Genomic DNA, 13,301 nt, shown 5'->3' on the forward strand with positions numbered 1-13,301 from the left:
CAAATCGCAACGGAGCGGTTCATGCGTACTGGTGATCAGATCGTCCAGGACCTGCCCTGGCGTTGGAGCGTGCAGGGAAAGATCTTCCTGATCGGCGGGCTGGGCTACATGTTCGACGCCTGGGACGTCGCGTTGAACGGGTTCCTCACCCCGCTGGTCGGGACGGAATTCGGGTTGTCCGCCGGGACCAAGGGACTGGTGGCGACCGCGAACCTGATCGGCATGGCCGTGGGCGCGGTCGTCTGGGGCACGATCGCGGACCGGATCGGCCGGAAGAAGGCGTTCAGCGTCACGCTCCTGCTGTTCGCGTTGTTCTCCGTGCTCGGGGCGCTCGCGCCGAACGTCGAGACCTTCCTGGCACTGCGGTTCCTGGCCGGTATCGGGCTCGGCGGTTGCATCCCGGTCGACTACGCGATCGTCAGCGAGTTCTCCCCGCGCCGCCATCGCGGCCGCGTCCTGTCGGCGATGGACGGCTGGTGGCCCGTCGGGACGACGCTGGCCGCCGTCACCGCGACGCTGCTGCTCCCCGTCCAGGGGAACTGGCGCTGGATGCTGGTGCTGATGATCCTTCCCGCGCTGCTGCTGTTCTGGGTCCGGCGCGGTGTGCCGGAATCACCGCTGTACCTGGTCCGCAAGGGCCGCGAGGCTGAGGCCCGCGCCGTCATCGACGACCTCGTCCGCCGCACCGGGACGGCACCGGAGCCGTATTCGATCCCGCCCGCGGTGGTGGAGGACACCCGCGGCGGCGCGATCGCGGCGGCGTTCGACCAGCTGCGCCGGGTGTGGGCGTACAACCCGAGGATCACGGCGGTCGCGTGGTCGCTGTTCATCAGCGTCATGCTCGTCTACTACGCCGCGCTCAGCTGGATGCCGTCCATCCTGAAGGCGCAGGGGTTGAGCGAGATCGCCGCCTTCGCCTCGACCGCGTTGATGAACGCGCTCGGCATCGTCGGGGTCGCGGTGGCCGTGCTCCTGGTCGACAAGGTCGGCCGCAAGCGGATCATCGCCGTCGCCGGGCCGCTCACCGCGCTGTCGCTGGTCGTGTTCTCGTTGCTCCTGGACTCGCCCGCGGCGGCGGTCGTGGCGATCGGCGCGTTCGGTCTGTTCGCGCTGTGCGTCATCCCGGTGATGTACGCCTACGTCTCCGAGCTCTACCCGACCGAACTCCGCGCCTCGGGCTTCGGCTGGGCGTCGTCGTCGAGCCGGGCGATCACCGGGTTCGCGCCGTTGCTGTTCGGCAGCGTCCTGTGGCCGGTGCTCGGGTTGCCGCTGACCTTCACCGTGCTGGGTGTCCTCGTGGTGGCCGCGGTCGCGTTCATGATGGTGGGCGCGCCGGAGACCCGCGGTCGCGAGCTGGACCGGATCGTCGAGACCCCCGGACCCGTGACCGAGACGCCTTCCGCCACGAGGTCCGCTCTGTGAAGCCCGCCGCCTTCCGCTACCACCGGGCCCACGACGTCACCGACGCCGTCGGTCTGCTCGGCGAGCTCGCCGCCGCGGGCGAGGACCCGAAACTCATCGCCGGCGGCCAGAGCCTGATGCCGATGATGAACTTCCGGCTCGCCCGGCCGACGGCGCTGGTCGATCTGGGCCCGCTGCGCCGCGAACCTGCGCTGAACTCTCTGCGGCACAACGGTTCCAGTCTCACGATCGGCGCGATGGTCACCCATCGGACGGTGGAGACCGCCGAGCTGGGACCGGATTTCTCCGTGCTCTCCCGGGCGATGCGCTGGGTGGGACATCTGCCGATCCGGTCGCGCGGCACGGTGGCGGGCAGCATCGTGCACGGCGACGCGACCGCGGAATGGTGCCTGCTCGCGCTGCTGCTCGACGCGGTGATCGTCGCGGAAGGCCCGGGCGGGCCCCGGGAGATCCCGGCAGAGGAGATGTTCCACGGCTTCTACACCACGGCCGTCGAACCGGACGAGGTCGTGACGGCGGTGACCTTCACCCGGCCGGCGCCGGAGGCCGCGCTGACCGAGTTCGCCCGCCGACACGGCGACTTCGCGATCGTCGACGCCGCTGTCAGCCTCGATCAGCCGACCGGGGGACGGGTCGTACTCGGCGGCGTCGCACCGGCGCCCGTCCGGGTGCCCGAGGCCGAGGCCGTACTCGCCGGGGGCATCCCCGGACCGGAGCTGTTCGCCGAATGCGGGGAGGCCGCGGCGGCGGCCATCGATCCGCCCGACGACGCGGCGGGCAGCGCCGCCTACCGACGGCGGCTGGCGCGAACCCTCGTCACCCAGGCGCTGCACGAGGCCTGGGAGAAAGGAGAAACGCGATGACCGCGCGGTTCGACGGGCGTAACGGGCGCTGGGTCGGGGCGTCGGTGCCCCGGCGCGAAGACCCCCGCTTCCTCACCGGCCGGGGCCGGTTCGTCGACGACATCCAGCTGCCCGGCCTGCTGCACGCGGCGTTCGTCCGCTCGACGGTCGCGCACGGCACGATCACCGGGATCGACCTGTCGGCCACCTTGGCGGTCGAAGGGGTCGTCGCCGCGTACTCGGCGGCGGACCTGGAGCTCGGTGACATCGTCGCGCTGCTCGACCGTCCGCCCGAGGAGTTCTCGCCGACCGCGATGCCGATCCTCGCGCGGGAAAAGGTGCGGTTCACCGGAGAACCGGTCGCGCTGGTCGTCGCACGCGATCCGTACAGCGCCGAGGACGGTGTCGAGGCCGCGGTGGTGGACTACGAGCCGCTCGGGGCGGTCGTCTCGGAGGAGACGGCGTTCGCCGAGGGCGCGCCGCTCGTGCACGAGGAAGCGCCGGGCAACGTGCTGGTCGACGTCTCGATGTTCGACACACCCGGCGTCGGCGCGGCGTTCGAGTCGGCTCGCACCGTGGTCGAGGTGATCACGAAAAGCGGTCGGCAGAACGCGCTCCCGCTGGAAACGCGGGGAGTGGTCGCGTCCTGGGACGACCGCGACGACCAGCTGCTCGTGCAGATGTGCACCCAGGTACCGCATCAGGTGCGCACGGCGATGGCCCGTTCGCTGCGGGTCGCCGAACGCGTCATCCGGGTCACCGTCCCGGACATGGGCGGCGGCTTCGGCCAGAAATGCGTCGTCGGCCGCGAGGAGATCGCGGTCGCGGCGGCGGCCCGGCGGCTGAACCGGCCGGTGAAGTGGATCGAGGACCGCCGTGAGGCGCTCACGGCCGGATTCCTTGCCAGGGAACAGCGTTACCGCACGCGGGCGGCGTTCGACGAGGACGGACGGATCACCGCGCTGGACGTCGACGTCGTCTGCGACATGGGCGCCTACTCCTGCTACCCGTTCACGGCGGGGATCGAGCCGCTGATGGCGTCGGCCGAGATGCCGAGCGTCTACCAGGTGCCCGAGTACCGGGTCCGCGCCCGCGCCATCGCGAGCAACAAAGCACCGACGGCGCCCTATCGCGGGGTCAGCCGTCCCCAGTACGTGATGGCGATCGAACGGGTCATGGAACGCGCCGCCCGGGAACTCGGGCTCGATCCGGTCGAGATCCGGCGGCGCAACGTGATCACCCAGTTCCCGTACACCGGCGTCAACGCCATCACCTACGACCCCGGCACCTACCGCGAATCGCTCGAACTGGCCGAGGCCGCGATCCGCGACGAGGGGTGGTACGAGATCCGGGACCGCGCCGCAGCCGAGGGCAGGAACATCGGCATCGGCTACTGCTGTTTCTCGGAGCGGACAGGATACGGCTCGGGTGCCTTCGTCAAGCGGAAGATGGCCGTGGTCCCCGGATTCGACATCTCCGAGATCCGGATGGACACCACCGGTTCCGTCGTCGTCACCAGCGGCACCATGAACCACGGCCAGTCCCACGAGACGACGCTGGCGCAGATCGTGGCCGACCGGCTGGGGCTGCACCTCGACCAGGTCAAACTCCGCCAGGGCGACACCGAGCGCATCGCCTACGGCTGGGGGACTTTCGCGTCCCGCTCGGTGACGATCGGCGGCTCGGCGGTGGCCCTCGCGGCCGGGAAACTCGGCGAACTGCTGTGCACGATCGCCGCGCACCTGCTCGAAACGAGCCCCGACAACGTCCGCCTCGACGGCGACGGCGGCGTCGTCCAGATCGACGACCCGGAGCGGCGCGCGTCGTTCGAGGAGATCGCCGACGTCGCCTACCTGCGCAGTCACCTGCTGCCCAAGGACGTCGAACCCACGCTGACGGCCACGGCGAGTTTCGACGTGCCCGGCGACGGCACTTTCTCCAACGCGACACACGCCGTGGTCGTCGAAGCCGATCCGGGAACCGGTCAGATCAAGATCCTGCGCTACGCGTGCGTCGAGGACTGCGGGGTCGTGATCCATCCGCAGGTCGTCGACGGACAGTGTCGCGGCGGGATCGCGCAAGGCATCGCCGGGGCGCTGTTCGAGGAAATCACCTACGCGGCCAACGGGGAGCCGTCGGCCGCCAGCTTCATCGACTACCTAGTCCCGACCGCGACCGAGATCCCCGACATCTCCGTCACCCACCTCGAAACGCCTTGCGCGTTCACCGAAAACGGCGCGAAAGGCGCGGGGGAGGGCGGCACCATCGGCGCGCCCGCCGCCGTGCTGAACGCGGTCAACGACGCCCTGCGCCACACGGGTGTCGAACTCGACGCGACACCGGTACATCCGCAGACCGTGCTCGCCGCCCTCGACGCGGTGCGCCACGGGGAAATGAGCATCCCGACATGAGCGACCGGCACCTGATCGTCCTGAACGTCAACGACTCCGAACACGAGGTGCTCGTCGAGCCGCGCAAGACCCTGGTCGACGTCCTGCGCCACGACCTCGGGCTCACCGGCACCCACGTCGGCTGCGAGCACGGGGTGTGCGGCGCCTGCACCGTCCTTGTCGACGGCGAACCGGTGCGGGCGTGCCTGGTGTTCGCCGTCCAGGCGGAGGACGCCGACATCCGCACGGTCGAGTCGTTGAGCCGCGATGGCGAACTTTCCGATCTGCAGCAGGCTTTCAGCGCGCACCACGGGCTTCAGTGCGGATTCTGCACGCCCGGACTCCTGATGCTGGCCGAGGGTTTCCTCGCCCAGCGGCCGGACGCCGGACGCGAAGAGATCCGGGAGGCGGTCTCGGCGAACCTGTGCCGCTGCACCGGTTATCAGACGATCGTGGACGCGGTCGAGGCGACGGCCGTCCGTCGTTGCCACGACCGGGAAAAGGAGGCGACAGCGTGATCCTGGAGAACCAGCTCTCCGTCCCGGCCGATCCCGGCGCGGTCTTCGCGCTGATCAACGACGTCGAGCGGGTGGCGGGCTGCCTGCCCGGGGCGACGCTGGACGGCAAGGAGGACGACGCGTATCTCGGCCGGGTGAAGGTCAAGGTCGGCCCGATCACCGCCGCCTACTCCGGCACCGTGCGGTTCACCGAGGTCACCGAGGACGAGCGTCGACTGCGGTTGCTGGCCAGGGGAGCGGACAGCCACGGCAACGGCGACGCGGAAGCCGAGGTCACGCTCACCGTGCGCGAGGCGCCCGGTGGCGCCACCATCGAGCTCCGCACCGACCTGTCGATCCGCGGCAAGCTCGCCCAGTTCGGCAAGGGCGCGATCGGCGCCGTGTCCACCCGGCTGCTCGACCAGTTCGCCCGCAACCTCGCGGACCAGTTGGCGGCACGGCCCGGCCCCGCTTCCGCGCCTGCGGCGGCTGTCGTTCCCGCTGCCGCTCCGGAGGCCGTCGACGGACTGGCCATGCTGCTTCCCGCGGGCGTCAAGCGCTACGGCGTCATCGCGGCCGCCGCGGCGCTCGGCCTGTTCCAGGGCTGGCTGCTGGGCCGGATCCGGACCCAGGACAAACTGATCAAGGAGTTACAGCGTGCCCGTCGATGAGCAGTCCGACAGCGTCTACGAGCGGGCCGGGTTCGGCGCCGCGGTGCCGCGCGGATCCCGTCCGGCGCTGGTCGTGGTCGACCTGACCCGGGGGTTCACCGAACCGGATTTCCCCACCGGAGCCGACCTCACCGCCGAAGTGACCGCGGCCGCGTCGCTCGTGGCCGAAGCCCGACGACACGGCTTCCCGGTGATCTACACCGCGATCGCCTACACACCCGCCGAGGCGGACGGGGATTCCGTCGCCTGGCTACGAAAAGCACCGGGGATGCGGGCGCTGCGCGAAGGAAGCGACGCCGTCGCCCTCGACCCCCGCCTCGATCGACGGGACGGCGACCACCTCGTCGTGAAGAAGGGCGCGTCGGCGTTCCACGGAACCGCGCTGGCCGCCCTTCTTTCGGGCCTGGACGCGGACACCGTTCTCGTCTGCGGCGCCACGACTTCGGGATGCGTCCGGGCGACCGCCGTCGACGCCGTCCAGTCCGGATTCGACACGCTCGTCGTCCGGGAGGCCTGCGGTGACCGTGCCCAGAGGCCGCACGATGCCGCGTTGTTCGACCTGCAGGCGAAGTACGCCGACGTCGTCGCGTTGGACGACGCGTTGGCGTATCTCGAGGAAACCGCGGATCGCCGCACGCTCACCCAGCCCGCCCTGGCCGACCTCGGTGACGTGCCCGCGACCAGCCGGTGGGTGACGTCGGGTCCGGTCCGGCTGCACGTGCTCGACTACGGGCCCGCCGACGGCGTCCCGGTGCTCGTACTGCCCGGGATCACCAGCCCCGCCGTCACGATGGACTTCGTGGCGCGCGGCCTCACCGATCTCGTGCGCCCGCTCGTTCTCGACGTCCGCGGCCGCGGGCTGTCCGACGACGCGCCGGATCCGTCGCACGGTTACGACCTCGCGAGTTACGCCGCCGACGTCGACGCGGTCGTGGAAGGACTCGGCCTGCGCGATCCGATCCTGCTCGGGCACTCCATGGGCGCGCGGATCGCCGCGCGGGCCGCGGTCACCGGCCGCCTGTCCCTGCGCGGCACGGTGCTGGTCGACCCGCCGCTGAGCGGCCCCGGACGAGGGCCGTATCCGACCACTCTCGACGCTTTCCTCGGGCAGCTCGGCCAAGCCCGCCGGGGGACCGACGCCGACGAGGTGGCCCGCTCGTGGCCGCGATGGCCGCGCCGGGAACAGGAATTGCGCGCTCGCTGGCTGTCTTCGTGCTCCCGCGCCGCGATCACCGCCACCCACGCCGGGTTCGAATCCGAGGACTTCTTCGACGACTGGCCCAAGGTGCCCGCTCCGACGTTCTTCCTGTACGGCGGTGCGAGCCCGGTCGTCACCGCCGCCGGCGCCGCCGAAGCCGCCGAGCGCAACCCGTCGGCCGAATTCGCCGAGGTCCCGGACGCCGGGCACATGGTCTTCTGGGACCGGCCGGACGAAGGCCTGGCGGCACTGCGTGAGGCGTTGGGGAAACTGCTGTCGTGACCGCGGGGTGATGGTTCGACGGTTACCCGGCTCGACGATGAAGGATTTGGGCCGGGTAGGTAAATACGAGTCCGTTAGAACGCGACTTACCACTCACGACCCACACGACAGGGTCGCCGGGTCAGTGGCTCCGCTCGACACCAGGACCTTTGGCGCCGACTGTGTGGATTTTGGTGCGTTAGATGACCAGAAATCCACACACCCCTCACTCTGAGCGACACTTCGCGCCTCGTCGGCCACATCAACCCGTCACCTTGCCTCCCTTCAGCCCGAGGAACAGTGGCGGTGAGTGGCCGGTCGAGCGGGTCGTGAGTGGTAAGTCGCGTTAGGGCGGACCGGTGTTTACCTGCCCGCGTCGGCCACGACCGGTGACAGACGACGTCACGGGGGAAGATTCCGGACGTTCACCGTCCCAAATCCTCCACACGACCGACGGCCACACCAATGGGTAGGTAAATACGAGTCCGCTAGAACACCACTTACCGCTCACGACACCATGACCGCGGGGTGATGCGCCGTCGCCGCGGGCGCACCATCCTGGACGTGGACGACGAGAGTGACCTGAGGAGGCCGATCGTGACGGAACCGTCGACGCGGATGCACGCCTGGCGGGTCGGCCGCCCCGGACCGATGGCTTCACGGCCGCTCGACTGGTCGCGGGTGGTCGTGCCGCGGCCCGGCGACGGGGAGTTGCTGGTCCGGGTGCTGGTCTGCGGGGTGTGTCGCACCGATCTGCACGTCGCCGAGGGAGATCTCCCCGTGCACCGGCCGGGGGTGACGCCGGGACACGAGGTCGTCGGCGAGGTGGTCGCCACAGGCGGTGACGCCGCCGGATTCGCCGTCGGCGACCGTGTCGGGATCGCGTGGCTGCGCGAGACGTGCGGCAGCTGCCGATACTGCTTGCGCGACAGGGAGAATCTCTGCCCGCGCTCGCGCTACACCGGCTGGGACGAGGACGGTGGCTACGCCGAATTCGCCGTCGTCCCGGCGGCCTACGCGCTTCCGCTGCCGACGGGCTACACCGACGACGAACTCGCGCCGCTCCTGTGCGCGGGCCTGATCGGCTACCACGCGCTGGAACGGGCCGCCGTGCCCGAAGGCGGGCGACTGGGCGTCTACGGGTTCGGCGGGAGCGCGCACCTGACCGCCCAGGTGGCGATCGCGCGAGGGGTCACCGTGCACGTGATGACCCGCAGCGCGGAAGCGCGCGAGCTGGCGCTGGGCCTCGGCGCGGCCACCGCGGTGGGAGCCGCGGAGCCGCCGCCGGAGCCGCTGGATTCGGCGATCCTGTTCGCGCCCGTCGGGGAGCTGGTGCCACCCGCGCTCGAAGCGCTGGACCGGGGCGGGACACTGGCGATCGCGGGCATCCACCTGTCGGACGTCCCTCCGCTGAACTATCAGCGGCATCTGTTCCAGGAGCGGCAGATCCGGAGCGTCACGGCGAACACGCGTGCCGAAGCGCGGGAATTCCTGCGCTTCGCCGGAGAACATCACCTTGCGGTGAGCACGCGACCGTATTCGCTCGATCAGGCCGATCGCGCGCTCGCCGACCTGGCCGCGGACCGGGTGAACGGCGCGGCCGTCCTCCGCGTCACCAGTCGGTAGGCACCGCGACCGGACCTTGGAGCGTCAGGAACATCCGCCGCCAGGCGATTTCCTCGAAGGGCACCGCGAGGCGCAGACCGGGAGCGGCGGCCAGCAGCGCGGTGACGCCGGTCCGCAGTTGTAGCCGGGTCAGTGCGGCGCCGAGACAGTGGTGCGGTCCGTGGCCGAAAGTGAGATGTCCTTGCGTGCGAAGGGAATCGGTCCGCGCCGGTTCGGGAAACCGCCGGGGATCGTGGTTGCCCGCGCGCAGGGGAGCGAGGACGAACTCGCCCGCGCGGATCGGTACCCCGCCGATCTCGGCGTCTTCGGTCGCCACCCGCCCCTGGTCGGCGGCCGATCCTTGGTCCTGGCGCAGGAATTCCTCGATCAGCGCGGGCATCGTGGCGGGACCGCGGGGCAGGTCCGGGTCGGCCGCCAGCCGCAGCACGATCTGCGCCAAGGCGTTCGCGGGCGGGACGTATCCGCCCAGAAGGATCGCGAAAGCGAGCTGGGTGACCTCGTCCGGTGTCAGGGCGTCGCCGTCGTCGTCGCGGGCCTGGAGCAGCCCGGTCAGCAGGTCGTCGCCGGGCGCGCGGCTCTTCGCCTCGACCAGTTCCGCGAGGTAGTCACCCAGTTTCCGGGCGGCCTCGGTCATTTCCTCGTAGCTCGGCGCGGTGAACACCGCGAGCATGCCGTCCGCCCAGGTCCGCAGATCGTCACGCGCCGACGGCGGGACGCCGAGGAGTTCGTTCAGCACCGAGAGGGCGAACGGGATCGCGTACCCGTCCAGGACTTCGGCGGGTGGACCCTGCGCGATCAGCTTCGCGGCCAGGTCTTCCGCGAGCGCTTCCACGCGAGGCCGCAGGAACTCCACCCGGCGCGGGGTGAGCGCCTTGCCCGCGATGCGTTTGAGCCGCGCGTGGTCGGGGCCGTTCATGGTGAAGAGCAGATCGCCGCTCCCGCTCGCGGGAACACCGGGAAGCCAGACGCGGAATCGTGGATCGGCCAGCAGTGCGCGGATGTCGTCGTAGCGGGTGACGAGCCAGGCGTCCTCGCCGGTCGCGAGGTGTATGCGGCTGACGGGTTCCTCGGCCTGTCTCCGGACGAGTTCGGGCGGGCAGCGCATCGGTTCGGGCGCCGCGAACGGGTAGTCCATGTTGTTCCTCCCCTTCATTTCTTCGGTTTGCCGGTCGCCTCTTCGGCGAGCGAGTGCAGCGGCATCAGCGCTGAGTCACCGCCCACCTTGAGCGCTCGCGCGGTGAGCAGGCGGTACAGCTCGTCGGCCGCCTGGGTCAGGCGCGCGGCGCGCTCCGGGACCGAATCCGCGTCCGGGTCGAGTTCGGTGAGCGCGGCGGCGAGGACCTGCTCGGCGTCACGTTGCTGGCGTCGCGCGACCGCCTGGATCAGGCCGTCGACCGGGGTGACCAGGGTGCGGCGGCGATCCGCCGGATCCGGCTGCGTGCGCAGGGCGCCTCGCTCACGCAGCCGGGCGACGGCGGCGGAGACATGGCTCTGCGCGAAACCGGTGCGCGCGGTCAGTTCGCTGATCGACAGACCAGGCGCTTCGACGACCACCGAGATCAGCACGAGGTAGATCTCGGGCACCTCGGGATCGGCGTCGTCGCGCATGCCCTGGGACGCGAGTTCCATCAGGTGCTTGCCGAGCAGGTACAGCTCACCGGCCTTCATATCGGAAACGATACATCGAAAACGATGTAACTCGCCAGTTTCGTGACCTGCCGAAGGTGTAGTTCGCGTGATCAGGCGCCGGGCTCGGTGCCGCGCCGGAAGGGTTCGACTCCGACGACGTGCCGGGCGCGGGTCGGCTCGACCAGGATCTTGACCCGCCGCTCTCCCGGGACACGCCATTCGAACCGATCGGTCCCGACGTACTTCTTCGCCAACCGGTCCATGCACAGTTCCGCCTCGTCGCCTTCGACGAACTCGACGACCCGGCCATGGATGACCACCCGGTCGTACGGATTGTCAGTGTCCATACAGGACAGTGAAACGCGAGGATCGTGGCGCAGGTTCTCTTCTTTCACCCGGCCGACGGCGGTGTTGAACACGATGTGATCGCCTTCGACGTCGATCCACATGGGCGACACGTGGGGCGAACCGTCCCGGTTCACCGTGGCCAGATGCCAGAACTTCGCCGCCGCGACCCAAGCGCGGATCTGTTCGTTCAACCCAGCCACAAGAACCTCCGGTGTCGTTTCGATCAAACCCGGCGATAGGCGCGCAGGAACACCTCCACCCCATCGGTGAGGATATCGAGGATCTCCGGTTCGCCCACCGCTCCCGTTTGGTCCTCGTCGGTCACGTCGAGAACCAAACGCATCGTCAAGGCGACGAAATGCTGCATGGCGCGCCGCGGATCGGTCAGCTTGAGCTTGCCGTCCGCCGCGAACTTCGCGAAGCGTTCCTCCATCATCTGCTCAGGTTGGTCGCGTGCCGCTTCCGGTAGCCGTGGTGCCATCGGGGCCTGCGAACTCAGCCGTCTGAACGTCGCGTAGTCCGAAGTGGGGAACATCCCCGTGGTCACCCGTTGGGTGAAGCCGAGCAAGGCGTCGCGAATGTCCCTGTCGTCGATCAATTCCTCGTCGATCGCCTTGCGCACGGTCGCGACCACGGCGTCGTTGGCACGCCCGAGAATGCTGCGGAAGAGGGTCTGCTTGTCGCCGAAGTGGTCGTAGACGGTGCGTTTGGACACCCCGGCCCGCGCCGAGATCGCGTCGACGCTGGTGAGTTCGTAGCCGTCCGACACGAACAACGCCTCGGCCGCGTCAAGGATGGCCGCTCGTTTGGTCTCGGCCTGCAGTCGCCGGCCCGGTGTCCGTGCGGTCGCTCTCGGGGTCGCCATGGTTCTCATCGTATTCTCAGTTCCAGAACACTGCACTGTGTAGTGTAGTTTTTGAGGCGGGCAGGCCGTCTCCCTGAATCCCGCACAAGGAGTCCTTCATGCAGGAGAGCAGGATCGACGCAGGACCGCACACCAGGTGGACCGGGCGGCTCATCGGCCTGGTGGCCGTCCTGGTCCTGGTCAACTTCATGGTCGACACGGCCATCACCGCGCCGCTGCTCGTCCTTCCGGAAATGCTCGACCACTTCGGCACCGACCAGACGGCGTGGATCAACGCCAGCGCGATGCTGGCGGGCGTGATGTGGGCGCCGCTGCTCGGCAAGAGCGCCGACGTCCACGGCAAGCGCAAGGTGCTCGTGCTGACCTTGCTGCTCAGCTGCGCGGGCGCGCTCGTCTGCGCGGTGGCCCCCAGCCTCTGGATTTTCGTGCCAGGGCGCCTGCTGCAAGGCGCGGCCGTCGCCGCCCTGTTCCTGTCCGTCGCTATCGTCCGGGAGGTCTGCGCGCCCCGGATCGCGATGATCGTGGTGGGCATCGTGACCTCCGGATCCGCGGTGCTCAACATCGGTTCCCGTTTCCTCACCGAGAAACTGGCCGCGGAGTTCGGTTTCCGGATCCTGTTCCTCATCTCGGCCGTCGTCGCGATCGCGATGGCGATCTGCGTGCACAACGTCATTCCCGAATCCGCGCTCAAGACACCGGGCCGGATCGACGTCGGCGGCGCCCTGCTGCTCGGCGGCGGTCTGGCCGGAGTGCTCAGCTACGTCAGCCTCGGCTCGGAATTCGGCTGGTTCGCCGTCGGTCCGCTGATTCTTCTCGTCGGCGGCGTCGCGGCTTTCGCCAGGTGGTTCCTGGTTTCGAGCCGGAAGCCGGATTCCCTGATCGACGTCCGGAATCTCGGCGTGCCCTTGGTGCTCACGCTGCTGGTGCTCGTGTTCAGCACCGGTTCGTACCAGAGCATGCTTCAGCTCATCCCGCTCGTCAGCGATGTGCCGGGGGAGCGGGGACTCGGATACGGCCTGGCGGGTCAGGGAACGCTGGCCCTGTTGCTCGCGGCGCCCGGCATCGGCGTCATGATCGGCGGACCGGTCGCCGGGGCGCTCGCCACCCGCGTCGGGCCCGTCGTGACCCTGGCGGGCGGGATCGCGCTCGGAACCGTGGGGACCGTCGGGATGTTCTTCGGCGTCTCCCAGTTCCCCGTCGCGGTCTTTTTCGCTTTCCTGCTGGGTTTCACGGTCGGCGTCCTCGGGACCTCCGGCTTCAACGTGGCGGGCGGCCTGGCCTCCGCGGACCGGCAGGGCATCGTGTCCAGCCTGGTCATGGTCGTCGTCGCGATCGGATCGGTGGTCCTCGACTTCGTGGGCTCGGCGGTGCTCAAGTCGACCACCGTCTCCGTCGGCGGCGAAGCGGTGAACTCGGGCACGGGTGTCTTCACCTACATCACGATCGCCACCGCCGCGTTCGCGATCGCCGCGGTACTCGTCGTCCTTCTGGTGCGAAAGTCGCGCCGTATCCACAAAACGCCGTTGACGGCATCTCATTGAGGGAGAAGGAA

General features: G+C 69.6%; 12 protein-coding genes. 8 read left to right on the forward strand and 4 right to left on the reverse strand.

The genetic code is table 11. The features are described 5' to 3' along the window. Window positions 1-21 precede the first annotated feature (21 nt). The 7 genes from B0293_RS03540 (at window position 22) to B0293_RS03570 (ending at window position 8,907) form a co-directional block, all read left to right on the forward strand. The gene (locus B0293_RS03540; RefSeq protein ID WP_005163792.1) at window positions 22-1,422 is read left to right on the forward strand and encodes an MFS transporter; all 1,401 of its coding nucleotides are present in this window, start codon (window positions 22-24) and stop codon (window positions 1,420-1,422) included. After that, complete coding sequence (locus B0293_RS03545) at window positions 1,419-2,285, forward strand: FAD binding domain-containing protein (RefSeq protein ID WP_005163791.1); 867 nt, start codon at window positions 1,419-1,421, stop codon at window positions 2,283-2,285. Before B0293_RS03540 ends, B0293_RS03545 begins: the two co-directional genes overlap by 4 nt. Continuing rightward, window positions 2,282-4,675, forward strand: a complete 2,394-nt coding sequence (locus B0293_RS03550; RefSeq protein ID WP_005163790.1) for a xanthine dehydrogenase family protein molybdopterin-binding subunit — start codon at window positions 2,282-2,284, stop codon at window positions 4,673-4,675. The genes B0293_RS03545 and B0293_RS03550 overlap by 4 nt, the downstream gene beginning before the upstream one ends. Then, a complete protein-coding gene (locus tag B0293_RS03555) occupies window positions 4,672-5,172 on the forward strand; it encodes a (2Fe-2S)-binding protein (protein WP_005163789.1) in 501 nt (166 codons plus the stop codon). The genes B0293_RS03550 and B0293_RS03555 overlap by 4 nt, the downstream gene beginning before the upstream one ends. After that, window positions 5,169-5,822, forward strand: a complete 654-nt coding sequence (locus B0293_RS03560; RefSeq protein WP_005163788.1) for an SRPBCC family protein — start codon at window positions 5,169-5,171, stop codon at window positions 5,820-5,822. The genes B0293_RS03555 and B0293_RS03560 overlap by 4 nt, the downstream gene beginning before the upstream one ends. After that, complete coding sequence (locus B0293_RS03565) at window positions 5,809-7,302, forward strand: isochorismatase family protein (protein WP_005163787.1); 1,494 nt, start codon at window positions 5,809-5,811, stop codon at window positions 7,300-7,302. Before B0293_RS03560 ends, B0293_RS03565 begins: the two co-directional genes overlap by 14 nt. A gap of 597 nt (window positions 7,303-7,899) precedes the next feature. Further along, a complete protein-coding gene (locus B0293_RS03570) occupies window positions 7,900-8,907 on the forward strand; it encodes a zinc-binding alcohol dehydrogenase family protein (RefSeq protein ID WP_209437334.1) in 1,008 nt (335 codons plus the stop codon). On the opposite strand, the gene B0293_RS03575 is transcribed toward B0293_RS03570, so the two are convergent. The 4 genes from B0293_RS03575 to B0293_RS03590 form a co-directional block, all read right to left on the reverse strand. Continuing rightward, complete coding sequence (locus B0293_RS03575) at window positions 8,894-10,042, reverse strand: cytochrome P450 (protein ID WP_005163785.1); 1,149 nt, start codon at window positions 10,040-10,042, stop codon at window positions 8,894-8,896. The genes B0293_RS03570 and B0293_RS03575 overlap by 14 nt on opposite strands. Window positions 10,043-10,056: 14 nt before the next feature. Then, on the reverse strand, window positions 10,057-10,575 hold the full coding sequence (locus B0293_RS03580; RefSeq protein ID WP_005163779.1) for a MarR family winged helix-turn-helix transcriptional regulator: 519 nt from the start codon (window positions 10,573-10,575) through the stop codon (window positions 10,057-10,059). Between the two features lie 71 nt (window positions 10,576-10,646). After that, window positions 10,647-11,084: a PPOX class F420-dependent oxidoreductase gene (locus B0293_RS03585; protein ID WP_039919187.1), complete on the reverse strand. Its 438-nt coding sequence runs from the start codon at window positions 11,082-11,084 to the stop codon at window positions 10,647-10,649. A 23-nt stretch (window positions 11,085-11,107) separates the two neighbouring features. Continuing rightward, the gene (locus tag B0293_RS03590; RefSeq protein WP_322789235.1) at window positions 11,108-11,758 is read right to left on the reverse strand and encodes a TetR/AcrR family transcriptional regulator; all 651 of its coding nucleotides are present in this window, start codon (window positions 11,756-11,758) and stop codon (window positions 11,108-11,110) included. An 89-nt stretch (window positions 11,759-11,847) separates the two neighbouring features. On the opposite strand from B0293_RS03590, the gene B0293_RS03595 reads away from it, so the two are divergent. Further along, a complete protein-coding gene (locus B0293_RS03595) occupies window positions 11,848-13,290 on the forward strand; it encodes an MFS transporter (RefSeq protein WP_005163773.1) in 1,443 nt (480 codons plus the stop codon). The last annotated feature ends 11 nt before the right edge of the window (window positions 13,291-13,301 follow it).

Origin of the sequence: Amycolatopsis azurea DSM 43854, from assembly GCF_001995215.1 — a bacterium.
Taxonomy (GTDB): Bacteria; Actinomycetota; Actinomycetes; order Mycobacteriales; family Pseudonocardiaceae; genus Amycolatopsis; species Amycolatopsis azurea.

Coding starts and splice junctions, on each gene's coding strand:
- B0293_RS03540 (WP_005163792.1), top strand. CDS start 22: ATGCGTACTGGTGATCAGATCGTCCAGGACCTGCCCTGGCGTTGGAGC.
- B0293_RS03550 (WP_005163790.1), top strand. CDS start 2,282: ATGACCGCGCGGTTCGACGGGCGTAACGGGCGCTGGGTCGGGGCGTCG.
- B0293_RS03555 (WP_005163789.1), top strand. CDS start 4,672: ATGAGCGACCGGCACCTGATCGTCCTGAACGTCAACGACTCCGAACAC.
- B0293_RS03570 (WP_209437334.1), top strand. CDS start 7,900: ATGCACGCCTGGCGGGTCGGCCGCCCCGGACCGATGGCTTCACGGCCG.
- B0293_RS03575 (WP_005163785.1), bottom strand. CDS start 10,042: ATGGACTACCCGTTCGCGGCGCCCGAACCGATGCGCTGCCCGCCCGAA.
- B0293_RS03580 (WP_005163779.1), bottom strand. CDS start 10,575: ATGAAGGCCGGTGAGCTGTACCTGCTCGGCAAGCACCTGATGGAACTC.
- B0293_RS03590 (WP_322789235.1), bottom strand. CDS start 11,758: ATGAGAACCATGGCGACCCCGAGAGCGACCGCACGGACACCGGGCCGG.
- B0293_RS03595 (WP_005163773.1), top strand. CDS start 11,848: ATGCAGGAGAGCAGGATCGACGCAGGACCGCACACCAGGTGGACCGGG.